Genomic DNA, 21,502 nt, shown 5'->3' with positions numbered 1-21,502 from the left:
TAGCGGTGTTGGCGCTGCGTACCGGGCTCGTCAGCGCGGGGAACGACCTTTACGGCAGGGGCAGCGCCACCTTGACCGCGTACACCGCGACGAGGCCGTATCCGATCCGGAAGGTCCATGCGCGGGCCGTGTCCGAGATCCGCGCGCCCGCGAGGCCGCTCGCCGCCACCAGCAGCTGCTGCCACACCATCGAGGCGACGAACACCCCGCCCACGAAGACCAGCCCGGCCCCGCCGCTGCTGAGATCCGCTCCCTGAGCGGTGGTCAGGGCGGCGAAGTACAACGCGGTGGTGGGGTTGATCAGAGTGAGCGCGGCGAACCGGGTGAACGTACGCACCGGCCCGGCGCCGCCCATGCTCTCTCCCGGCGCGGCGGGCCCGGTTGCCCGTGCGGCGAGCAGTCCCCGCACCGCGATCACCGCCAGCACCGTGGCCGACACCAGCCTGACCCAGGCCTCCACGCCGGAGAGCGCGGAGGCGACCAGCGGGCCGAGCGCGGTCGCCACGGCTGCGTAAGTGAAGTCGACGACCGCCACGGCGGCGGCCGCGGCCACCGCACCCCGGCGGTCGCGCATGCCCTCCTGGATGAGCAGCACGCCCATCGCCCCCACGGGCATCGCCACCCCCAGGCCGGCTGCCGCGCCCGCCATCGCCGTCGTCCACATCTCGCTCATGCCGCACACCCTCACGCCCTGCCTGTGGTCCGCGCGGCCGAATTCCGGTCCGTACTGCGACAATCGCGGTATGGACCGACTGGACAGCGAAATCCTCGGCATCCTGCAGGAGGATGCGCGGATCTCCTACCGTGATCTGGGGGTACGGGTCGGGCTGAGCGCCAACGCCGCTGCCGACCGGGTACGTCGCATGCGCCGCGAGGGCGTGATCCGGGGCTTCACGACGCTGGTCGACCCGGCCGCCGACACCCGCGCGGGCCTGGTCGTCTTCATCGATGTCACGCTCCGCCTCGACACCACCAACGAGGACTTCGAGAAGGCCGTGCTCAAGCTTCCGGGCATCACCGAAGTCGTCCATGTGACGGGCGAGCACGACTATCTCCTGCGAGCCCGAGCCGCCGATCCGCCCGCCTTGGACGGCCTGCTGCGCCGGCTCAAGCGTGAGGCGGGCGTCGCCCAGTCCAGTACCCGGATCGCGCTGAGGTCCGCCCGCTAGCGCGGCAGCCCGCTGATCCGGCCGCGCTCGGGGTCGGTGACCCCGAGCACGCCGTACAGCCGGGCGCCGGTTCCGTACCGCTCGAGTCACGGCTCGAGCCACCGAGCACGCCGGCGCTCACGTCACCGATCGGGTCACCGCTCACATCACCGCTCGGGCCACCCCTCACGCCCACCGTCAGCCGACTTCGCCCAGCGGATCGAGGACCGTCGGCCGGATCTTGCCCTCCATCATCGCGCCGAGGCCGAGGACGGCGCAGATGTCGGGCCGTTCGGCGATGCCCACCGGCATCCCGGTCGCATCGCGCAGCATCTGGTCCAGGCCCGGCAGCAGCGCGCTGCCGCCGACCATCATGATTCCGCGGTCGGCGAGATCGGCGACCAGGTCCGGCGGGCAGTCGCGCAGCACCTTGCCGATGCCGTCGAGCACAGAGGTGAGCGGAGTGTGGATGGCGTCCCGTACGGCGGCGGTGTCGACCTTCACCGAGCGGGCGAGGCCGGTGGCCACGTCCCGGCCGTGGATCTCCGTCGACGAGGGCCCGTGGGTGTTCAGGCCGTTTCCGTGCAGGGCCAGTTGGAGGGGCCGGACCGACTGGCTGGGCAGCATCAGTTCGTGCTGGTGGCGCAGGTGCTGGATCACCGCGTGGTCGATGGCGTTACCGCCCACCGGGATCCGCTCGGCGGTCACGATCGCGCCCAGCGAGAGCACCGCGACCTGCGTGGTCGCCGCCCCGCACACCATGATCATGGTCGCGGTGGGCTCCTCCACGGGCAGCCCGCAGCCGACGGCCGCGGCGATCAGGGTGTCGACCAGCTCGACGTGGCGGGCGCCGAGGCCCACCAGGGTCTCGACGGCGGCGCGCTGCGCGAGCGGGTCGCTGTCGTGCGGGGTGCAGGCGGCGGCGCGCAGCCGCGGCTTGCGGCGCAGCTGGCGGCTGAGCTTCTCCCCGAGGAGATGACGGAGCATCCGCTGGGCCATGTCGATGTCGACGACGGTGCCGCCGGAGACAGGGCGGGCGACGCGGATGTAGTCGGGCGTACGGCCCGTCATCTTTTCGGCGAGTGCGCCGACGGCGATCAGCGCTCCGGTGCGGGTGTTCACGGCGGCGACGCTCGGCTCGTCGACGACGAGCCCGGCCCCCTTCACGAACACCCGAGTCCTCGCTGCCCCCAGGTCGACGGCGACATGGCAACGGCGCAACTGTTCAAGGCTGACGGTCACAGCGGATCCTCCCGAGTGCGGTACTTGTTCGCATCGTGCGATCGCCGCGAGCGGTGCGCGCGCTGGGTGAGCCGGTCGGGGGTACGGAACTGACGCCCCGCCAGATCCGTTCAGCCGATCGGCCTCAGCCCACCGTCAGCCGCTGCAACAAGCCCCAGGTGAACTCCGCGACGCATGCCTCGCCGCCGGGCAGGGTGAACGCCAGCCGAGATCTGGTCGGTGCCGACCCCTCCATCGGCCTCGCCGGGGGGAAGGCTCTGGCCACCTCCTCCACCGTGCACGACCAGGGCCTCAGATCCTCCGCCGTACGCAACTCGGGCGCCGCCGCCCCCGGCGCGCGTACCAGCCACTCGTTCCACACCGCTCCGTCGTCCGTGGCCAGCACCTCGAAGCGCAGATCGGGCCAGAGCGGTACGGGCCACAGCAGCGCGTCGCACTCCAGGTCGCCGATCCGCCGCCGTACGATCCGTTCCGGCGCACCGAGCACCGAGCGGTAGCGCGCGAGCGCGCCGCGCTTTGTCGGGGAGCGGACCATCGCCTGCCAGCGGCGGTTGGCCTCACGCATCTCGGCGAGCGAGGCGCCCAGTTCGCGGCGGGCGTCCTCGACGAGCCCCGGTTGGTGGTCGGCCATTCGGCGGAACAGTACGAGCTGGAAGTCGCGCGGCCCGAATGGTGCGGCAGTGGTCATGCCCGACATCCTGCCCCGTCGGCAACGCGGGCCACAGTCGTCACCGGCCGAGTTGCCGCGCCGCGGAAGTGGGGATTCCACACAGGATTCTCACATGGCCATCCACCTCTGGTGCCGCCGCGCCGCATAATCTGCGGGCGCCATGGATTACTGCAACCAGTGTCGACGGCACCTCAACGGGGCCCTGGCCTGCGCCGGATGCGGTACGCCCGTCGAGGAGCTCAGGCGTCACCACCCCAGCGTGCCCGCGGCGGAGAACCACGTCTACGAACTGGACGAGGTGTCCGAGCCCGTGGGTCATCGGCGTGCGCGCCGGCAGGCTCCACCGCGCCGCAAAGCCGCAGGCGCACGCCGAGCGCGCAAGCGGCGTGGCCGCAAGGTGCTGCTCGGTACGGTCGGCCTGGTGCTGGCGGCAGGTGCGCTGAGTCTGGCGGAGCTGGCCATCGAGGACCCGGGCGACGACGGTGCCGCCACCGCCGTGAAGGAAGACACGAGCGCCGAGACGGAGCCCGCGCCGGAGCCCACGGACGCCGATGTGACCCCCGAGGGTCCGGATCCGGTGACGGAACCGGCCGTGTCCGAGTCCACTGCGGTACGTCCCACGGGAACAGGGCCCGGCACGGGTACCGGCAGCGGCGATGGCAGCGGCGGTGGCGGAAAGCCGGCCGCGAGCAGCCGGGCGGGCGGCCAGGCGTCGCCCTCGGCCTCCGCCGATCAGCCCTCCAGCAGTGCGCAGCCCTCGTCCTCCGGGCAGCCGAGCGCCTCGCCCTCGGCCGGCGAATCCACACAGCCTCCTCAGTCCGACCCGCCGCCGGACCCGACCCCGACGCAGACCTGCGACCGCTTCCTCTGGTGGTGCCTGTAGGAGCCCTGTCCAGGGCGCGGCGGGGGTTTACTCGCCCAGCATCCGCTTGAGCAGGTCCCGCAGGACCGTCCGCTCCTCGTCGGAGAGCTCCGCCAGCGGCTCGCGCGCGAAGTGCAGCGATTCCCGCAGTCTGCGCGCGGTGTCCCTGCCGTCCTCGGTCGGGGCGGCGAGCTTGACCCTGCGGTCGTTCGGATCGGGGCGTCGCTCCACCAGTCCACGGGCCTCGAGCCGGTCGATGATGCCGGTGACGTTCGACGGCTCGCACTTCAGCTTCTGTGCGATACGACGCATCGGCGTCGGCTCCACGGCCAGCAGTCCCAGCACCCGGGCCTGGGCCCCGGTGAGTGAGTGCGTGGCCGCGGCCTGCTCGTACTCCGTGTAGTAACGGGCCACGACGCTGCCGATGAGCTCGACGACCTCGACGGTCAGGGGATCAGTTCGTGGAGTGGCCATGGGCACCAGGATACCCAGTTACTTGACAACATGAAATATCCAGGAGCATGGTTCTTTCAGAAGATGAAGCTTTTTCTAGGAGGAACGCAGCATGTCCGCACTTCCCGCATCCGGCCGTGAATGGCACCTTGTCGCCCGCCCGCACGGCTGGCCCAAGGCGGAGGACTTCGCTCTGCGTGAGACCCCGGTGACCGCGCCGGGCGAGGGGCAGATCCTCGTACGCAATCTGCACTTCTCGGTCGACCCGTACATGCGCGGCCGGATGAACGACGTGAAGTCCTACGTCCCGCCGTTCAAGCTCGACCACCCGATGGACGGCGGCGCCGTCGGCGAGGTCATCGCCTCGAACGCCGAGGGCTTCGCGGTCGGCGACCATGTCCTGCACGGCCTCGGCTGGCGCGAGTACGCCACGGTGAACGCCAAGCACGCCACCAAGGTCGACGCCTCGCTCGCCCCGCTCTCCGCCTACCTCGGCGTCCTCGGTATGACGGGCCTCACCGCCTACGCCGGACTCTTCGAGGTCGCCTCCTTCAAGGAGGGTGACGCGGTCTTCGTCTCCGGCGCGGCCGGCGCCGTCGGCAGCCAGGTCGGCCAGATGGCCAAGCTCAAGGGCGCTTCCCGCGTCATAGGCTCGGCGGGCTCGGACGAGAAGGTCAAGCTCCTCGTCGAGGAGTACGGCTTCGACGCCGCCTTCAACTACAAGAACGGCCCCGTCGGCGAGCAGCTGAAGGAGGCCGCCCCGGACGGCATCGACGTCTACTTCGACAACGTCGGCGGCGACCACCTCGAGGCCGCGATCTCCTCGCTCAACGTGCACGGCCGGGCGACCATCTGCGGCATGATCGCGCAGTACAACAACACCGAGGCGACCCCCGGCCCGCGCAACATGCCGATGATCATCGGCAAGCGACTGCGCCTGCAGGGCGTCCTCGTGGGCGACCACGCCGCCCTCCAGCCGCAGTTCGTCCAGGAGGTCGCCGGCTGGATCGCCTCCGGTGAGCTCAAGTACAACGAGACGGCTGTCGAGGGCATCGAGAACGGCTTCAACGCCTTCCTCGGCCTCCTCCGTGGTGAGAACACCGGCAAGATGATCGTTTCGCTCACCCGTTAGGCTCATCGCCAGACCGCCGCGATCCGTGGGCGCGAGTCGCGGCGACACCTCAGGAGGAACCTTCCGCATGTCCATCCAGAACATAGACGTCCTCTACACCGCCGTTGCCACCGCGGAGAACGGCCGTGACGGCCGTGTCGCCTCCCACGACGGCAACCTCGACGTGGTCGTCAACCCGCCCAAGGAGCTGGGCGGCAGCGGCGCCGGCACCAACCCGGAGCAGCTGTTCGCGGCCGGCTACAGCGCCTGCTTCCAGGGCGCGCTCGGTGTCGTCGCCCGCCAGGAGAAGGCCGACATCTCGGGCTCCACCGTGACCGCCTCGGTCGGCATCGGCAAGAACGAGGCCGGCGGCTTCGGCCTGGAGGTCGCGATCACCGCCTCCATCCCGAACGTCGACGAGGCCACCGCCCGGGCCCTGGTGGAGAAGGCGCACCAGGTGTGCCCGTACTCCAACGCCACCCGCGGCAACATCAAGGTCGAGCTCGCCGTCGCCTGACAACGGCACAGCTGAAGACCGAGGGCCCCACTCCCGCGCGGGAGTGGGGCCCTCGGCCGTATCACCAGGTCACTTCGCCGCCGCTACAGCAGCAGCGCCCGGCCGATCTGCGCGAAGACACCCTTGGGATGGTCGCGGAACAGTGGCTCGGTGCCGAACAGCACGACCGGGGCGCCCGCCTTCGCCCTGCCGCTGACGATCGACGCCTTGCCGGCCGCGTCCTTCGGTCCGCCCGTACCGTCTTCCAACGACCGCCAGTGGCCCGCGACGAGCGGGTTCCCGGAGCCGTACGACTGCTCGACGCGTACACCCGGGCCGAGGTCGGTGAACCAGCGCGGTGAGTACACGAAGCTGTGTGCGGGGGCGCCGCCGGTGACCGGGCTGCCGGCCGCATTGGCCACCCGGACCACGCCGTTCGCGTCCCCGTTGCCAGCCACAGGCTTGGCCGCGAGCAGCCCCGCCTCGGTGTTGAAAGCCGCGCCGTCCGCACCGAGAGCGACCACGGCGCCGCCGCCCGCGAGGAAGGCGTTCAGCGCGCCGCGGGCGGCCGGGTTCAGCTTCCCGTACTGCAGACCGCTGGACACATACAGGACATCCGCCTTCGACCAGTCATAGCCCGCGTTCAGCGCGGCCGTCGAGACCGGCTGGGTCTCGAAGCCCATCTCGCGCAGCGCGAACAGCTCACCGGGGGTCACGGCCGCGGCCACCCTGGTCCGGTGCAGCTGGGCTTTGCCCTTCTCCTTGGTGGCCGAGAAGGCGACCCCGTGACGGTCGGCGAGTACGGCCGCCGCACGACGGGCCGAGCCGGGCACGATCGCCGAACCGTCCGCCGCACGCCGCAGCGTCACGCCCTGCGCAAGCAGCGAGTTGAGAGCGGCGAGCTCCTTCGGGTCGTCGAGCCGCAGCCGCAGATCCCCGAACGGAGCGACATATCCGGTCGGCGACGCGGCATGGACCGTACGCCCCACCACATGCAGCCCACCGGCGGCGACCTTGTCCACACTCGCGCCCCACAGCAGCCCCAGGCTCCAGCCCGAGATGTCGTACATCGTGGAGACGTCCGCGCTGATGTCCCGGCCTGCGGCCAGGATCACATTGGCGATGCCGCGCTTGGGCTGGCGCATGTCGACGACGTACGAACCCGCCGGATACAGGCGGCCCGCCAGCCGGAACGGCAGGATCGCCCGCTTCACCCGTACGTCATTGGCGACCAGATGGTCCACCAGCCGGGCCGCCGCGGTCGCCGACCTCTGCCCGCGGCCCACCGGAATCACATACGCCCGCGGGAAGGTCGTGGTGTACACGTCCTCGGGCCCGATGCCCGGCACCCCGGGCACGGTCTTCTCCGACACCGGCCGCTGCGCCTCGCCCGCCACGCCCCGCCGGAACGTCTCGATCTGGTCGGCGATCACCGAAGCCCGGTGCGTACGTGTGTAGTCGAGGGTCGCACGCATGGCCGCGCCCGCGATGTCCTTGTTGATCCCGGCCCGGCGGCGCAGCTCGGCGACCGGGAGGGTGTCGTACTCCTCGTTGTTGACCGCCATCGGGAACTCGATGGTGTGCGCGGCGATCGCGCCCTGGAAGGGCATGTACTGCGGGGTGAAGATCGGCGGCCAGTCGTCCCAGCCCTCCTTCTGGTCCCGGAAGGGGATGACGGCGGGCTCGACGCCGTCCTTCGCCGGGGTGTAGCCGAGCCCGTTGACGGCCTTCTCCATGCCCAGCGCGTTCGCATAGGCGTTCTTCAGGAAGAGGTCGTACTCGTAGTTCTCGCCGTGCGGCGGAGTCGTCGGCTCGATCAGCGTGCCGTTGACGTACCCGTGCAGATCGAGCATGACGGCCGGCTGCTTGTCGATGGCGATCTGCCGGATGGCGCGAGCCTCGGGCTGGGAGCCGGTGATGAAATCCCGGTTGAGGTCGAAGCCGTTGGCGTTGACGCGGGTCCCGGCGATCCGGCCGTCCGGGTTGGCCGTCACATTGAGGTAGATCCGGTTCTTGGCGAGCAGTTCGGCGGTCGTGCCGTCCTTGGCCTTCGCCAGGTCCTCGATGAGCTTCAGGGCGGCGTCCGTGCCCTCCCACTCATTGCCGTGGATGTTGTTGTTGATGAAGACGGGCGTTTTGTACGAGGACTTGACCCGCTTGTCCTTGGCCGCGGCCGAGGGCGAGTTCTCGATCAGCTCCCGCATCCGCTCCTGCTCACGGGCCTGGTGGGAGCTCTCGGGCGCGGTGACGGTGACGAGATACAGCTGGTGCCCGCCGGCGGACCGTCCGGCTACCTCGACGCTCACCCGCTCGCCGAGCTTCTGCAGGGCGTTCAGCCGAGGGGCGAGCGAGTGGTACGGCGCGAGGCCCAGCTTGATCGACTTGTCGGCCGGATTCGCGGGCGGTGTGTCCAGGACGGTTCTGCGGGGATATCCGCCGCTCCTCGCGAGCTCGGGGGCTGCGGTCCCCAGCGCCCTGGCGGCGGCCGAGGGCGGAGCCTTCGCGACTGCGGTGTCGCGCCCGCCCCCTTCGCGTACGGGATGCGGGCCGTCGCGACCGGGTGCGGCGGTCGCCGCGCCGGGCGCGAGCAGCACCGCCCCGGCGAGGACGGCGGTGGCGATCAGGACGGGACGGGACAGGCCCATGCGTACGTGCCCTCCGGAGTGTGGGGATCGATCGGCACAACGATCAGTACGCAGGGGTCTACCGGTTCAACTGCCGAACAACAAGGGGGGCTTGAATGTGACACGCCGGTTCGGCGTACGGCCCAACCCGTGTTTCGCAGGCGCGTAATGGGACGCATGGGAACTCCTGAGAACGCGTGAGACCCCTCCGCCGTCCTCCCCGGAATGCCGATTCCGACCCCCGATAAGGTGGGCGTATGCGTGATTTCGGGGTGGGCTTCGGCTACTTGATCAAAGGCCAGCGCTGGGTCGGCGGGCACGGCCGGTGGTTCGGCTTCGGGCTGCTGCCCGGCCTGGTGACGCTGGTGCTGTACACGGCCTCGCTCGTCTCTCTCGCCTACGGCGCGGACGATCTGAGCGCCTGGGCGACGCCGTTCGCCGACGACTGGACCTCGCCCTGGCAGGGCCTGTTCCGTGGCTTCCTCACCGCGCTGGTCTTCGTCTTCGGGCTGTTCCTCGCGGTGATCACCTTCACCGCGGTGGCGCTGCTGGTCGGCCAGCCCTTCTACGAGTCCCTGTCCGAGCAGGTCGACCGCAGCGAGGGCGGCGACGTCCCCGAGTCCGGGCTGCCGCTCTGGCGGGAGCTGTGGATCTCCGCGCGCGATTCGCTGCGGGTCGTGGCGCGGGTGGTGCTGTACGGCGTGCTGCTCTTCGCGCTCGGCTTCATCCCGGTCGTCGGCCAGACCGTCGTCCCGGCGATCGGCTTCTGCGTCTCGGGCTTCTTCCTCGCGGAGGAGCTCACGGCGGTGGCGCTCCAGCGGCGCGGCGTCGAGCTGAAGGAGCGCCTGGCGCTGCTGCGGGGCCGCCGGATGCTCACTCTCGGCTTCGGCGTGCCGCTGGCCCTGGCCTTCATCGTGCCGTTCGTGGCGGTGTTCCTGATGCCGGGCGCGGTGGCGGGCGCGACGCTGATGGTGCGTGATCTGGAGGCGCCGTCGGAGCCGTCGGAGCCGACGTTGACGGCGAACCCGGCCCCGGCCCCGGCTCCGGCCCCGTACAGCTTCAGCAAGGACTAGAAACGACCGGAAACGACCGGAACGACTGGAGGGGAAGGTCCGCGACCGCGAGCTCGAGTGCCGTGGTGCCCGCCGTGGCCAGCACCGCACCGTCCGGGCCCCAGACGGTGCTGCGGCCGCAGCAGTCGCCGGCGCCGCTGGGTCCCACAAGGTTGGCGAGGACCACATACAGGCCGTTGTCCCTGGCACGGACCGGATAGACCGCCTCGAAGGAGTCGTTCTCCGCATCGAGCGCCGAACTTGCCACATACACCTGGCAGTTGTCGGCACGTGCCCGCTCGGCGAGCTCCGGGAAGCGATTGTCGTAGCAGATCGCCAGCGCGAACCGGATGCCGTCGAGCGTGAACCGGCCGTCCGCCGTGCCTGCCGTGAAGACATCGAGTTCGACCCCGTGCAGATGCCGCTTGTCGTAGCGGGTGAGCAGCTCGCCGTCCGGGCTTATGACGAGCGAGGCGATGGTGGGCCGCGCGCCGTCGGTGCGGGCCGCGCAGTTGACCACCGCGGCCGTGCGGGTCGTGCGGCAGGCGTCCCTGACGGGCTCGAGACGCGGGTCGTCCTCGGCCACCCACAGGCCCGGGTCCTTGGCGATCGGCTCCAGCTCGTACCCTGTCAGAGCCAGCTCGGGGAAGACGACGAGGCGGGCGCCCTGCGCGGACGCCGCGTGGACCAGGCCGCGCATCGACTGGACATTGACGTCGATATCACCCGGTACGGACGTGAATTGCGCTGCAGCGACGATCATGCGGTCCATCATCGCTGTCCCACCATCCGGGAGAAAAGCCGAATTCGATTGATCACGCGTACGGCGCTGGCGGGCATCGGCGCATGACCGAACCGATCGCCGTCGCTGTCATCACCGTCCTCGCCGTCATCAGCCCGGGCGCAGACTTCGCGATGGTCGTCCGCAACAGCTGTCTCTACGGCCGTACGACAGGGCTGTGGCAGCGGCCGGTGTGGCCGCGGGCTCCTCGTCCACGTCACGTACACGATGCTCGGGGTCGGCCTGCTGATCGCCTCGTCGACCGCGCTGTTCACCGAGATCAAGCTGGTCGGCGCGGCGTGGGTGCCAACGGCGGTTGGGGAGCCTGCCGTTGGCACCCCGGCCGGTCAGCCTTACCCGCCGCCGCGGGCGCGCCGTCTTCGCGGGCGGGCGCGCAACCTGTCCTCGTCGGGGTCCGGGGCCCGCCCCGCCGGGGTGTGGCGTGCCGGAGTGCTGGGTTGCTGCCCGGCGGGGGCGGCGTCTTCGCGGGCGGCGTGCGGCCGTCTGCGTCGGGTCTGGCGCCGAAGGTGGCGGCCCGGAACCCGTCAGCCCGTCGCTTCCGCCGTCACGCGGATGATCGACCGGACCTGCTCAATGATGTCCAGCCTGTTCTGCACGAACTCAGGGTCCGTGATCTCCGTCGTGTTGCCCGACCCGAACTGCAGCACCGGCGTGTGCACATGGCCGCCCGGGATGGTGAGCCCGAGCCGGTCCCGCAGCAGCGTCGCGCGGTACGCGATCTCGTTCGAGAGGTAGTTGCCGCCGCCACCGGCGCGCGCCGTGGAGCCCGGCGTCGGGCCGTCGGGGCGTACCACCGGCGCTGTCTCGCCCGCCGGGATCTCCGTCACCGACGTATTGTCGAGCACCGGGAAGCGCCCGGTGTTCGCCGCCACGATCGCCGCGTACGGAAGCGTGGTCGTCGTCCACTGCGGCTGCGACGGCGGGTCGACGACCGGCACCGTCTCCAGGCGCGAGAGGTTCTCGTTGTCCGGGAACCCGCCCCGCCACGCGCCGTTGGTGCGCTCGATGTCGAAGCGGCCCACCCGGCCCTGGCTCACTGTGGTGAACAGATCCGCCTTCGGGAGCTGCGGGCGCAGCGTCCGCTCGACCGTGCCGTCCGCGAAGTCCTGCCAGCGGACCGGGAAGACGGCCGTCTCGATCCGGGCGAACCCGTCGGCCGTACGGATCCACGTCCCGTCCAGCGCCAGTGCAGTCGCGCCGGACGGATTGCTGATGCGGATGTCCCTGTCCAGTGTGAACGGGTCGAAGCCTGTCATCACAATGCGCTTGAAACCCTTGCCCGCCGGGAGGTTCATCGAGTCCTGGCCGCGCGAGGAGCGCTCCAGACGGTCCAGCAGCTTCGCCCGCTGCGCGTCCGAGAGCCCGAACTCCGGTTGCCACTGCCGCAGTTCACGCGTCATCCCGAGCCGCGCCCAGTACAGCGGCCGGTCGTCGTCGCGGCTCAGATCGCCGCGCGCGGGGCCGCGTCCCTGCGCCCGGTCCACGGCGCGGTCCCACAGCCGTGACCCCTGCCGTTCTACGGCCAGCTCGGCCTGCCGGTACGACCTCGCACCCGCCAGGGCACCTATGAACTCCGGTGCCACGGCGCTGAATCCGCTGCGCCGCAGAATCTCCTGCGGGACGGCCTGGTCGAGCCGCGCCTCCTCGACGGAGCCCTGCTGTGCGGGAGCAGGCTGTGCGGGACCTGGCTGTGCCGGAGCCTGCTGTGCGGGAGCCTGCTGTGCGGCGGCGAGCGGTGAGCCGGCGAGGGTGAGGGTGACGACGGCGACGCCAACTACGTGCAGGCGGACGCGTATTCGGGACACGAGAATCCTTCCGTCGGGTGGCGGAAGTATCGCTTCATGGCCGCGACCGTGGCTAGCGCGTCACTCCGGCCACACAGGCCGCAGCAGAACCGGCCGAGGCCGTCGAGACCGCCTGTGCCGCCGACATCGCCCACCATCTGGCCGGCCGCCTTCGCGCCACGCTGGACGCCCAGGCGTAGCAGGCCGTACGGCGCGGGTGCGGGCCCCCTTGACACCGTTCCCGTGGGTCGTATGACAAACTCCCCGCCGAAGCAGTCGGGTTCGGGGGAGGCACCACAGATGTATCCAGGTCAGCAGGGCCAGCCGGGACAGCAGGGGCCGTACCAGGGCCAGCAGGGGCCGTACCAGGGACAGCCGGGCCCGTACCAAGGACAGCCGTATCCGCCCCAGCAGGGCGGTTACCCCCAGCAGCCGTACGCACCCCAACAGCCCTACCAGCCGCACCCGCAGCAGCCCCAACACCCCCAGCCGCCGCAGCAGCGGATCGCCGATGCCCGTATGCGCATCGACCCGAACCTCAACCCGGATCAGCGCGACCTGGTCATCCGCATCCAGAACTCCACCAAGGTCTTCGCCTTCGCCCTCGTCCCCGGCATCCTGCTCACCTTCGGCGGAATCCACTACGGCATCTCCGAGGCCCCGCTCGGCTTCGCAGCCGCCCTGGCCGGACTCGCCGCGCTCGCCGGCGCGGTGTTCACGTACCTCAAGCTGATGGGACTTCGGGGTGAACTGCGCCGGATCATGCCGGACGCCTGGCGTTCCCCGGTCGCCCATCTCGCGAGTGTCCGCAAGGCGGCGACCCTGGCCGCGTGGATCAACGGCCTGCTCGTACTGCTCTCCCTCGGCGGCGCCGGAACGCTGCTGGTCGCGGGCGCCGGCTGGGGCGCGTACGGCAACTCCTTCGGTTTCGCGGGCCTGATGCTCGCCACCGCACTGCCGCTCGGCCTCGGTCTCGCCACCGCGAGCACCATCCCGCAGCTGCTGCGCTGCGTCCCCGCGGGCGCCAAGGTGGGCCGGTCGCTGTACTCGATCATCATGGTGCTCTGCGCGATCGGCGCGTTCCGCGCGGGCACGGGGGGTGCGTTCGTCCCGGCGGCCGTGGCCGGCGCGATCGCGCTGGTCTGCTTCGGAGCTGTGACCCTGCTGAGCCGCTGCGCCAAACGGATGGCAGGCGAGGCGGTCTAGGGCTGCGGCTCCGGGCCCCGGTTCAGGCCCGCGGCGGCTGCGCGGCGGTCACATTGCGGTACGCGATCTCCGCGAGCCGCTCCTGTCCGTTCCTGCTGGGGTGGAACCAGTCCCAGCGGCTCAACTGCTCGCCGCTGAACCGGTACTCGAAGACCGCCCCGCCGTCGTAGCGGCAGCGCAGATCCTTGGCGCAGACGTCCCGCAGCACCCCGTTGTACGCCACGACCCGCTGATGCACCATCGTCCGCCGCTGCTGGGCCTTCGGGCTCACATCGTCCGAGTTGCCGAGCATCGAGGCGCAGATTCCCAGCTTCCAGATCTGCCGGCCCAGCGGATTGCCGCGCCCGGTCGACCACAGCTGCATCAGGTCCGGCACGCTCGACACGTACACCTGCGCCTTCGGCGCCGTACGCCGTAGCTGTCCCATCGACGCCTTGAACGACGCCCGGAACTCGTCCACCGACGTCATCTTCTCCGCCGAGTCCCGGCAGGCGTCATTGGCGCCGACCATCACTGTCACCAATTCGGGCCTTTTCGCCGCCGCCAGCGCCATCTGTTCGGGCAGGTCACCGACATCGGCCCCGGAGCGCGCGTAGTTCCAGCTGCGCTCCGCGACGGCTGTCGGCTCGCCGATCAGCCGAAGCGCCAGACTGCGCACCTTGGTGTCCGTGCCGGTCGCCCAGGACACCTCCGGGCAGTCCGAGAAGACCACACAGGCGTCGAAACCACGGGTGATGGAGTCACCGACGGCGGCGATCGAATCGGGGCTGCGGTCCCAGACCGGGGTGGGGCGGGGGGACGGCCGCCGTTTGGCGGGCGCGCCGTTTCCTCTGGCATCCGACGAGGAGTCACATCCGGCCAGCGCGCCGCCGGTCGCGAGAAGTAAAGCTGCCGTCAGGACTGCCGCGGCGCCGCGCGAGCGGCGTGTCCGACTGGTCTCCCGCATCCCCGGTTTCCCTCCGTATCACCGGCCCATGGCGTCTTGTCGAGTGAAAGCTTGGTGCGTACGGGCCCCTGGACCGACACTACGTCACCCCTCGGCCGCCTACTCACGGTAGCTTTTCCCCCGTCGACCCAGAGGCATCGTGCCCGTCGGCTCCGGTAAATTACATCACGTCACATACTGTCCCTTTTGTGGAGTTTGAGTCTCGATGCTGTTTACTGAGGCCGCTGGGAAGGCGATCCTCGTCCCACACTGGAGGTCCCGGTGACGACACGCGGCGTTCTGTACGTTCATTCCGCACCGCGCGCGCTGTGCCCGCACGTCGAATGGGCGGTCGCGGGTGTTCTTGGCGTGCGGGTCCAGCTCGACTGGATCCGGCAGCCGGCGTCGCCCGGTACCTGGAGATCCGAGTTCTCCTGGCGTGCCGAGGTGGGCACGGCCTCCAAACTCGCCTCCGCGCTGCGCGGCTGGCATCTGGTGCGCTTCGAAGTGACCGCGGAGCCCTGCCCCACGGCGGAGGGCGAGCGCTACAGCGCCACGCCCGACCTCGGCATCTTTCACGCCGTCACCGGGATCCACGGTGACATCCTGATCCCCGAGGACCGGCTGCGCGCCGCGCTGGCCCGTTCGGCGCAGGGCGAGACGGATCTCGAGGCGGAGATCGCCAAGCTGCTCGGCAAGCCGTGGGACGACGAGCTGGAGCCGTTCCGGTACGCGGGCGAGGGCGCGCCGGTCCGCTGGCTGCACCAGGTCGTCTGACGGACGTACGGGAAAGGGCCCCCACCACGCTTCAGTTCTAGCGGTCGTTGCAACACCCCAGTTCAAGGGGTGCGATGGACTTCGAGATTCGCAAGAACAGGAAGTCGCAGGGGCGCAAGCCGTTGCTCCGTGAGCGGGCCGCATACTTCCAGCTCATGGAGCAGGGCTACAGCACCCGGGAAGCGGCCCGGATCGTCGGCATCGACCGCCGTACGGGCAAGAAGTGGCGTAACGGTCACCAAAGGGGCCGCAAGGCGGTCCCTCCGATCTACCAGGAACCCGGGCAGACGCCCGGGCCGCCGGGGCCGGAGGGACCGCCTCCTGCTCCGTCGCGGTATCTCCAGGAGCACGACCGCATTCACATCGCCGACCGGCTGCGTGAGAAGGCGTCCGTCCGGCAGATCGCCGCCGAGCTGGGCCGCAGCCCGTCCACCATCAGCCGCGAGATACGCCGCAACCGGCGGACCATGCCCAAAGGGGGCTGGTACTACCGGCCGCACACCGCCCAGGCCCGGGCCGACGCCCGCCGGCCCCGCCCCAAGACCGGCAAGATCGGCCAGAACCCCGAACTGCGGGACTTCATCCAGGACCACCTCACGATGCGGTGGAGCCCTGAGCAGATCTGCCAGGCTCTGCGGGCACGCTTCCCTGACCGGCCGGAGATGCACGTGACCCACGAGACCGTCTACCAGGCCCTCTACGTCCAGGGCCGCGGCGAACTCCGCCGGGAACTGGCCCGCTCCCTGCGCACCGGCCGGGCCCGCCGGCGCCCGCAGCGCCAGGCCCACAAGCGCATCTCCCGCGCCATCAAGGACATGGTCCTGATCAGCGAACGCCCCGCCGAAGCCGCCGACCGGGCCGTCCCCGGCCACTGGGAGGGCGACCTCATCATCGGCAAGGACGGACGCTCGGCCATCGGCACCCTGGTCGAACGGTCCACCCGCTACGTGATGCTCGTGCACCTGCCGACCGGCCACAGCGCCATCGCCACCCGCAACGCGCTCGCCACTACCGTCCAGACCCTCCCGCCGCATCTGTGGCGGTCCCTGACCTGGGACCAGGGCTCAGAGATGGCAGCCCACCGCGCCTTCACCGTCGCCACCGACATCCCGGTCTACTTCTGCGACCCAGCCAGCCCCTGGCAGCGCGGGTCGAACGAGAACACGAACGGCCTGCTGCGGCAGTACTTCCCCAAGGGCACCGACCTGAGCGCCCATACCCCCGACCACCTGGAAACGGTGGCCGCCGAACTCAACAGCCGCCCACGCAAAACGCTCGGCTGGGAAACCCCAGCCGAGCGCCTCGCTAAGCTACTGGACCTAGCCAGCTGACCAGCAGTGTTGCAACGACCCCTCGAATTCGCCACGTGGTGGGGGCCCTTTCCCGTACGTACGAGAGGCTACGTGCGAAAAGTACGGAGACTCAGACGGTCCGGAAGGCGAGGACCACGTTGTGGCCGCCGAAGCCGAACGAGTTGTTGATCGCGGCGATCGTGCCCTCGGGGAGCTTGCGGGGCTCGCCGCGCACGATGTCCGCGTCCACGGCCTCGTCGAGATCGTCGATGTTGATGGTCGGCGGAGCCGTGCGGTGGTACAGCGCGAGGACCGTCGCGACGGTCTCGATGCCGCCCGCGCCGCCCAGCAGATGGCCGGTCATCGACTTCGTGGCGGAGACCGCGACATGGTCGAGCTCGTCGCCCAGGACCTTGCGCAGGGCCTTGATCTCGGCGATGTCGCCCTGCGGCGTCGACGTGGCGTGCGCGTTGAGGTGCACGACCTCGGACGGCTTGAGGTCCGTCGCGTCCAGCAGGTTCTGCATCGCCGTGGCGATACCGCGGCCGGTCGGCTCGGGCTGGGCGATGTGGTGGCTGTCCGCGGATAGGCCCTGGCCCAGCACCTCGCAGTAGACCTTCGCGCCACGCTTGGCGGCGTGCTCGGCCGACTCGAGGATGACGACACCCGCGCCCTCGCCGAGGACAAAGCCGTCACGGCCCTTGTCGTACGGGCGAGAAGCCTTCTCGGGCTCGTCGTTGTTCTTGGACATCGCCATCATGTTGGCGAACGCCGCGATGGGCAGCGGGTGGATCGCCGCCTCCGTGCCGCCGGCGACGACCACGTCGGCGCGGCCGGTACGGATCATCTCGACGGCGTAGCCGATCGCCTCGGCGCCCGACGCACACGCGGACACCGGGGTGTGCACGCCCGCCTGGGCGTTCACCTCCAGGCCGACGTTGGCGGAGGGGCCGTTCGGCATGAGCATGGGGACGGTGTGCGGGGAGACGCGGCGTACGCCCTTCTCCTTCAGCACGTCGTACTGGTCGAGCAGAGTCGTTACGCCTCCGATGCCAGAGGCGATGACCGTACCCAGCCGCTCGGGCTGGACCTTGTCGTCCTCACCGGCCGGAGCGGTGTAGCCGGCGTCGGCCCAGGCTTCGCGGGCCGCGATCAGCGCGAACTGCGCCGAGCGGTCCAGCTTGCGGGCCAGAGGGCGCGGCAGAACCTCGCCCGGGTCGACCGCGGCGAGCGCGGCGATACGGACCGGGAGGTCGGCGAAGCGTTCGCCCTCGAGGGCTTTGATACCGGAACGCCCGGCAAGCAGACCTTCCCAGGTCGATGCGCTGTCGCCACCCAACGGTGTGGTTGCGCCGATACCGGTGACGACCACGGTGCGATTGGTCGAGCTCACAGGAATTCTTTCTCCACGTGTAGGGGGTGCTGAATTGTCACGGCGCCACCGCCGGGTGGCGACAAACGCGGTTCAGGCTCAGGCCTGGTGCTTGGCGATGTAGTCCGCGGCGTCGCCGACGGTCTTCAGGTTCTTGACGTCGTCGTCCGGGATCTTGACGTCGAAGCGCTCTTCGGCGGCGACGACGACCTCGACCATGGACAGCGAGTCGACGTCCAGGTCGTCGGTGAAGGACTTGTCCAGCTGGACGTCCTCGACCGGGATACCGGCGATCTCGTTCACGATCTCCGCGAGACCGGTGACGATCTCTTCCTGAGTGGCGGCCATGTGGCGCTCCTTCGGTTTGTTTCAGAGGGTGTGGCGTCCGGAAGATCCGGTGTGCCTAGGGGAGGGTAACGACCGTCGCGGCGTAGACGAGACCCGCCCCGAAGCCGATGACGAGCGCGGTGTCACCGCTCTTCGCCGCCCCGGTCGCCAGAAGCCGCTCCATGGCGAGCGGAATCGAGGCGGCCGAGGTGTTGCCGGTGGTCTCCACGTCACGGGCGACCGTGACGTGCTCCGGCAGCTTCAGAGTCTTCACCATCGAGTCGATGATCCGCATATTGGCCTGGTGCGGAATGAAGACGTCCAGGTCGTCGACGCTGATCCCGGCCGCGTCCAGGGCCTGTTGCGCGACCTTTGCCATCTCGAAGACGGCCCAGCGGAAGACCGCCTGGCCCTCCTGCGTGATGGCGGGGAACTTCTCGACGGTGCCGTTGCGGTAGTGGTCCCACGGCACGGTCTGCTTGATGGTCTCGGACTTGTCGCCCTCGGAGCCCCAGACGGTCGGGCCGATCTTCGGCTCCTTGGACGGGCCGACGACGACCGCGCCCGCACCGTCGCCGAACAGGAAGGCCGTCGCGCGGTCCTCCAGGTCGGTGAGGTCGCTGAGCCGCTCGACGCCGATGACAAGTACATACTCTGCCGAGCCCTCGACGACCATGCCCTTGGCGAGGGTCAGGCCGTAGCCGAAGCCCGCACAGCCCGCGGAGATGTCGAACGCGGCCGGCTTGATCGCGCCGATCTTGTCCGCGATCTCGGTGGCGACGGCCGGGGTCTGCTTGAAGTGCGAGACGGTGGAGACGATCACGCCGCCGATCTGCTGCGGGGTGATTCCGGCGTCGGCGATCGCCTTGCCGGAGGCCTCGACAGACATCGCGGCCACGGTCTCCTCGGGGGAGGCCCAGTGGCGGGTGGCGATGCCCGAGCGCGAGCGGATCCACTCGTCGGAGGAGTCGATCGTCTCGAGGATCACCTCGTTGGGCACGACCCGGGTCGGACGGTAGCCGCCGACACCCATGATGCGTGCGTACGGGGCGCCCTTGCTGGGCTTGATCTTCGACATGCTCTACGGCTCCTTGTCAGGCAGAGTGCTCGGTGAGCAGCGTGCGGGCCGCGTCGAGGTCGTCGGGGGTCTTCAGCGCGAGTGTCTGCACACCCGGCAGCGCGCGCTTGGCGAGGCCCGTGAGCGTGCCGCCGGGGCAGACCTCGATCAGGGCCGTGACGTCCCGCTCCTTGAAGGTCTCCATGCACCGGTCCCAGCGGACCGGGTTGGCGACTTGGCCGACCAGGCGGGCGATGACGTCGTCGCCGCCGGCGACCGTCTGCCCGTCCTTGTTCGAGACGTACGGAACGGCAGGGTCGGCGACCGTGAGGCCGGCCGCGGCCTCCTGGAGGGTCGCGACTGCGGGAGCCATGTGGTGCGTGTGGAACGCTCCGGCCACCTTCAGCGCGATGACGCGGGCTTTCTCCGGCTTGTCCTCGGCCAGCGCGGCGAGCTGCTCGGCGGTGCCGGCGGCGACGATCTGGCCGGCGCCGTTCACATTCGCCGGGGTCAGGCCGAGCTTCTCGAGGTGGGCGACGACCTGCTCGGGGTCGCCGCCGAGGACGGCCGACATGCCGGTCTCGGTGACCGCGGCGGCCTCCGCCATCGCCAGGCCTCGTGTGCGTACGAAACCGAGCGCGGCGGTGTCGTCGAGGACACCGGCGAACACGGCGGCGGTGATCTCACCGACGCTGTGACCCGCGACGGCACCGGGCGACATCTCACCCAGCGCGGCGGCCGACAGCAGTCCGGCGGCGACGAGGAGCGGCTGGGCCACGGCGGTGTCGCGGATTTCGTCCGCGTCGGCCTTCGTGCCGTAGTGGGCAAGGTCGAGCCCGATGGCGTCGGACCAGGCCGCGATGCGGTCGGCAGCGCCGGGGAGGTCGAGCCAGGGAGTCAGGAAGCCGGGCGTCTGAGCGCCTTGGCCGGGAGCGACGAGTACGAGCACCCTCACACTCTCTCTTGCGGACGGCCCCAACCGCCCGTGGGGACAGGGACGAAGAACCGTCAGGGGAATTGTTGGTGTTCAACAAAAGTCTAGGACTGCGAATCTCCGTCGGCCAGACGCCCCAGGATCAGCGCGATCCGCAGAGTGAACGCGGAGCGTACATCGGAGGGTGACCATCCGGTGACGTCGGTCACACGTCGCAGCCGGTAGCGCACGGTGTTGGGGTGGACGAAGAGCATCCGTGCCGCGCCCTCGAGACTGCTCGCCTGTTCCAGATAGACGCTCAGAGTTTCCAGCAGCGCCGACCCCGCTTCTTCCAGCGGTCTGTAGATCTCCTCCACCAACTGCTCGCGCGCGGCAGGGTCCGAGGCGATCGCCCGCTCCGGCAGCAGATCGTCCGCGAGAACCGGTCGCGGCGCGTCCTGCCAGGCGGAGCAGGCCTTGAGCCCGGCGGCCGCGGCCTGCGCGGACCTGGTGGCGGCGAGCAGGTCGGGGACGACGGGCCCCGCGACTACGGGTCCGGCCGCATACGGCCCGATCAGTGCCTTGGCGACCTGCAGCGGATTGTCGCTGCCGCCCGCGATGACGACGAGCCGGTCGCCGAGCACTCCGGTGAGCACCTGCAGCTTGGCGTGCCGGGCGGCGCGGCGGATCGCCTCGACCGTGAGTTCACTGTCCCCGTCGGGTGCGGTGCCGAGGATGACGCAGACATGTTCGGGTGAGTTCCAGCCGAGCGCGGCGGCGCGGGAGACCGCGCCCTCGTCGGCCTCGCCGGACAGTACGGCGTTCACCACGAGGGATTCGAGGCGGGCGTCCCAGGCACCGCGGGCCTCGGCGGCCTGCGCGTACACCTGGGCGGTCGCGAAGGCGATCTCGCGTGCGTAGACGAGCAGCGCCTCGCGCAGGACCGATTCGTCGCCGGGCGCGGCGACCTCCTCGATCGCGGCCTCCATGACCTCGATGGTGGTGCGCACCATCTCGACGGTCTGGCGCAGCGTGATGGCCCGGGTCAGCTCGCGCGGAGCCGTACCGAAGACATCCGTCGAGATCGCCTGCGGGGTCTCCGGATGCCGGAACCACTCGGTGAACGCGGCGATACCGGCCTGGGCGACCAGGCCGATCCAGGACCGGTTCTCCGGGGGCATCGCCCGGTACCAGGGCAGCGTCTCGTCCATACGTGCGATGGCGTTCGCGGCGAGCCGGCCGGAGGACTGCTCCAGTCGGCGAAGGGTCGCGGAATGCGGGTGGGCGGGGTTCGCTGCAGGTACGGGCACGGGGACAAGAGTGCCTTATCGGGACGGGTGAGCGGAGGGGCGGGGGCTCCGGTCCGTCTCACCCGGGCCGCGCCGCAGG

Annotated in this window: 21 protein-coding genes and 1 pseudogene; 9 read left to right on the top strand and 13 right to left on the bottom strand. The window is 70.3% G+C overall.

Annotated elements, in window-relative coordinates:
* Positions 1-49: 49 nt before the first annotated feature.
* A complete protein-coding gene (locus tag OG735_RS13315) occupies positions 50-673 on the bottom strand; it encodes a lysine transporter LysE (RefSeq protein ID WP_327323381.1) in 624 nt (207 codons plus the stop codon).
* A 70-nt stretch (positions 674-743) separates the two neighbouring features.
* Here OG735_RS13315 and OG735_RS13310 point away from each other — a divergent pair, with 70 nt between their 5' ends.
* Positions 744-1,169: an Lrp/AsnC family transcriptional regulator gene (locus OG735_RS13310; RefSeq protein WP_327323380.1), complete on the top strand. Its 426-nt coding sequence runs from the start codon at positions 744-746 to the stop codon at positions 1,167-1,169.
* Positions 1,170-1,346: 177 nt separating this feature from the next.
* Here the strand turns inward: OG735_RS13310 and OG735_RS13305 are convergent, their stop codons facing one another.
* Positions 1,347-2,390 carry a rod shape-determining protein gene (locus OG735_RS13305; RefSeq protein WP_327323379.1) on the bottom strand — a complete coding sequence of 348 codons (1,044 nt, stop codon included), beginning with the start codon at positions 2,388-2,390 and terminating at the stop codon, positions 1,347-1,349.
* Between the two features lie 124 nt (positions 2,391-2,514).
* Positions 2,515-3,087 carry a hypothetical protein gene (locus OG735_RS13300; RefSeq protein ID WP_327323378.1) on the bottom strand — a complete coding sequence of 191 codons (573 nt, stop codon included), beginning with the start codon at positions 3,085-3,087 and terminating at the stop codon, positions 2,515-2,517.
* Between the two features lie 133 nt (positions 3,088-3,220).
* Here OG735_RS13300 and OG735_RS13295 point away from each other — a divergent pair, with 133 nt between their 5' ends.
* Entirely contained in the window at positions 3,221-3,943 is a 723-nt protein-coding gene (locus OG735_RS13295; protein ID WP_327323377.1) for an SCO2400 family protein, read from the top strand.
* A 27-nt stretch (positions 3,944-3,970) separates the two neighbouring features.
* Here the strand turns inward: OG735_RS13295 and OG735_RS13290 are convergent, their stop codons facing one another.
* The gene (locus tag OG735_RS13290; protein ID WP_327323376.1) at positions 3,971-4,396 is read right to left on the bottom strand and encodes a MarR family winged helix-turn-helix transcriptional regulator; all 426 of its coding nucleotides are present in this window, start codon (positions 4,394-4,396) and stop codon (positions 3,971-3,973) included.
* 91 nt (positions 4,397-4,487) lie between these two features.
* On the opposite strand from OG735_RS13290, the gene OG735_RS13285 reads away from it, so the two are divergent.
* Positions 4,488-5,507 carry an NADP-dependent oxidoreductase gene (locus OG735_RS13285; RefSeq protein WP_327323375.1) on the top strand — a complete coding sequence of 340 codons (1,020 nt, stop codon included), beginning with the start codon at positions 4,488-4,490 and terminating at the stop codon, positions 5,505-5,507.
* Between the two features lie 67 nt (positions 5,508-5,574).
* A complete protein-coding gene (locus tag OG735_RS13280; RefSeq protein WP_327323374.1) occupies positions 5,575-6,003 on the top strand; it encodes an organic hydroperoxide resistance protein in 429 nt (142 codons plus the stop codon).
* An 83-nt stretch (positions 6,004-6,086) separates the two neighbouring features.
* Here OG735_RS13280 and OG735_RS13275 read toward each other — a convergent pair whose 3' ends face one another.
* Complete coding sequence (locus OG735_RS13275) at positions 6,087-8,627, bottom strand: M14 family zinc carboxypeptidase (RefSeq protein WP_327323373.1); 2,541 nt, start codon at positions 8,625-8,627, stop codon at positions 6,087-6,089.
* A gap of 236 nt (positions 8,628-8,863) precedes the next feature.
* On the opposite strand from OG735_RS13275, the gene OG735_RS13270 reads away from it, so the two are divergent.
* On the top strand, positions 8,864-9,679 hold the full coding sequence (locus OG735_RS13270; protein ID WP_327323372.1) for an EI24 domain-containing protein: 816 nt from the start codon (positions 8,864-8,866) through the stop codon (positions 9,677-9,679).
* Here the strand turns inward: OG735_RS13270 and OG735_RS13265 are convergent.
* The gene (locus OG735_RS13265) at positions 9,666-10,421 is read right to left on the bottom strand and encodes a carbon-nitrogen hydrolase family protein (RefSeq protein ID WP_327323371.1); all 756 of its coding nucleotides are present in this window, start codon (positions 10,419-10,421) and stop codon (positions 9,666-9,668) included. The two genes, OG735_RS13270 and OG735_RS13265, sit on opposite strands and share 14 nt — an antisense overlap.
* Positions 10,422-10,504: 83 nt before the next feature.
* On the opposite strand from OG735_RS13265, the pseudogene OG735_RS13260 reads away from it, so the two are divergent.
* Positions 10,505-10,745: pseudogene (locus OG735_RS13260) on the top strand (LysE family transporter); the annotation flags it as partial.
* 239 nt (positions 10,746-10,984) lie between these two features.
* Here the strand turns inward: OG735_RS13260 and OG735_RS13255 are convergent.
* A complete protein-coding gene (locus tag OG735_RS13255; protein WP_327323370.1) occupies positions 10,985-12,265 on the bottom strand; it encodes a pyroglutamyl peptidase in 1,281 nt (426 codons plus the stop codon).
* Positions 12,266-12,496: 231 nt separating this feature from the next.
* Between OG735_RS13255 and OG735_RS13250 the strand changes: the two genes are divergently transcribed.
* Positions 12,497-13,450 carry a hypothetical protein gene (locus tag OG735_RS13250; RefSeq protein WP_327323369.1) on the top strand — a complete coding sequence of 318 codons (954 nt, stop codon included), beginning with the start codon at positions 12,497-12,499 and terminating at the stop codon, positions 13,448-13,450.
* Between the two features lie 22 nt (positions 13,451-13,472).
* Here the strand turns inward: OG735_RS13250 and OG735_RS13245 are convergent, their stop codons facing one another.
* On the bottom strand, positions 13,473-14,396 hold the full coding sequence (locus tag OG735_RS13245) for an SGNH/GDSL hydrolase family protein (RefSeq protein ID WP_327323368.1): 924 nt from the start codon (positions 14,394-14,396) through the stop codon (positions 13,473-13,475).
* Positions 14,397-14,657: 261 nt separating this feature from the next.
* On the opposite strand from OG735_RS13245, the gene OG735_RS13240 reads away from it, so the two are divergent.
* Both OG735_RS13240 and OG735_RS13235 read left to right on the top strand, forming a co-directional pair.
* Positions 14,658-15,152: a DUF3145 domain-containing protein gene (locus OG735_RS13240; protein ID WP_327323367.1), complete on the top strand. Its 495-nt coding sequence runs from the start codon at positions 14,658-14,660 to the stop codon at positions 15,150-15,152.
* A 74-nt stretch (positions 15,153-15,226) separates the two neighbouring features.
* Positions 15,227-16,483 (top strand): IS30 family transposase, encoded by a 1,257-nt coding sequence (locus OG735_RS13235; RefSeq protein WP_327322156.1) that lies wholly within the window; start codon positions 15,227-15,229, stop codon positions 16,481-16,483.
* A 91-nt stretch (positions 16,484-16,574) separates the two neighbouring features.
* Here OG735_RS13235 and fabF read toward each other — a convergent pair whose 3' ends face one another.
* From fabF to OG735_RS13210, 5 genes are all read right to left on the bottom strand, one after another.
* Positions 16,575-17,837 carry a beta-ketoacyl-ACP synthase II gene (gene fabF, locus OG735_RS13230; protein ID WP_327323366.1) on the bottom strand — a complete coding sequence of 421 codons (1,263 nt, stop codon included), beginning with the start codon at positions 17,835-17,837 and terminating at the stop codon, positions 16,575-16,577.
* Between the two features lie 78 nt (positions 17,838-17,915).
* Positions 17,916-18,164, bottom strand: a complete 249-nt coding sequence (locus tag OG735_RS13225; protein WP_078077492.1) for an acyl carrier protein — start codon at positions 18,162-18,164, stop codon at positions 17,916-17,918.
* 55 nt (positions 18,165-18,219) lie between these two features.
* Positions 18,220-19,221 carry a ketoacyl-ACP synthase III gene (locus OG735_RS13220; protein ID WP_327323365.1) on the bottom strand — a complete coding sequence of 334 codons (1,002 nt, stop codon included), beginning with the start codon at positions 19,219-19,221 and terminating at the stop codon, positions 18,220-18,222.
* 16 nt (positions 19,222-19,237) lie between these two features.
* Complete coding sequence (locus OG735_RS13215) at positions 19,238-20,149, bottom strand: ACP S-malonyltransferase (RefSeq protein WP_327323364.1); 912 nt, start codon at positions 20,147-20,149, stop codon at positions 19,238-19,240.
* Between the two features lie 89 nt (positions 20,150-20,238).
* Entirely contained in the window at positions 20,239-21,423 is a 1,185-nt protein-coding gene (locus tag OG735_RS13210; RefSeq protein ID WP_327323363.1) for a PucR family transcriptional regulator, read from the bottom strand.
* Positions 21,424-21,502: the final 79 nt, after the last annotated feature.

Source organism: Streptomyces sp. NBC_01210 (genome assembly GCF_036010325.1).
GTDB lineage: Bacteria > Actinomycetota > Actinomycetes > Streptomycetales > Streptomycetaceae > Streptomyces.
This window is presented reverse-complemented; position numbering and strand designations above follow the sequence as displayed.

What these genes read in the sequence shown, in the direction of transcription:
- OG735_RS13265 (WP_327323371.1), bottom strand. Translation starts at nt 10,421, where the DNA reads ATGATCGTCGCTGCAGCGCAATTCACGTCCGTACCGGGTGATATCGAC.
- OG735_RS13290 (WP_327323376.1), bottom strand. Translation starts at nt 4,396, where the DNA reads ATGGCCACTCCACGAACTGATCCCCTGACCGTCGAGGTCGTCGAGCTC.
- OG735_RS13285 (WP_327323375.1), top strand. Translation starts at nt 4,488, where the DNA reads ATGTCCGCACTTCCCGCATCCGGCCGTGAATGGCACCTTGTCGCCCGC.
- OG735_RS13315 (WP_327323381.1), bottom strand. Translation starts at nt 673, where the DNA reads ATGAGCGAGATGTGGACGACGGCGATGGCGGGCGCGGCAGCCGGCCTG.
- OG735_RS13220 (WP_327323365.1), bottom strand. Translation starts at nt 19,221, where the DNA reads ATGTCGAAGATCAAGCCCAGCAAGGGCGCCCCGTACGCACGCATCATG.
- OG735_RS13225 (WP_078077492.1), bottom strand. Translation starts at nt 18,164, where the DNA reads ATGGCCGCCACTCAGGAAGAGATCGTCACCGGTCTCGCGGAGATCGTG.
- OG735_RS13295 (WP_327323377.1), top strand. Translation starts at nt 3,221, where the DNA reads ATGGATTACTGCAACCAGTGTCGACGGCACCTCAACGGGGCCCTGGCC.
- OG735_RS13310 (WP_327323380.1), top strand. Translation starts at nt 744, where the DNA reads ATGGACCGACTGGACAGCGAAATCCTCGGCATCCTGCAGGAGGATGCG.
- OG735_RS13235 (WP_327322156.1), top strand. Translation starts at nt 15,227, where the DNA reads ATGGACTTCGAGATTCGCAAGAACAGGAAGTCGCAGGGGCGCAAGCCG.
- OG735_RS13245 (WP_327323368.1), bottom strand. Translation starts at nt 14,396, where the DNA reads ATGCGGGAGACCAGTCGGACACGCCGCTCGCGCGGCGCCGCGGCAGTC.
- OG735_RS13250 (WP_327323369.1), top strand. Translation starts at nt 12,497, where the DNA reads ATGACAAACTCCCCGCCGAAGCAGTCGGGTTCGGGGGAGGCACCACAG.
- OG735_RS13280 (WP_327323374.1), top strand. Translation starts at nt 5,575, where the DNA reads ATGTCCATCCAGAACATAGACGTCCTCTACACCGCCGTTGCCACCGCG.
- OG735_RS13300 (WP_327323378.1), bottom strand. Translation starts at nt 3,087, where the DNA reads ATGTCGGGCATGACCACTGCCGCACCATTCGGGCCGCGCGACTTCCAG.
- OG735_RS13270 (WP_327323372.1), top strand. Translation starts at nt 8,864, where the DNA reads ATGCGTGATTTCGGGGTGGGCTTCGGCTACTTGATCAAAGGCCAGCGC.
- OG735_RS13275 (WP_327323373.1), bottom strand. Translation starts at nt 8,627, where the DNA reads ATGGGCCTGTCCCGTCCCGTCCTGATCGCCACCGCCGTCCTCGCCGGG.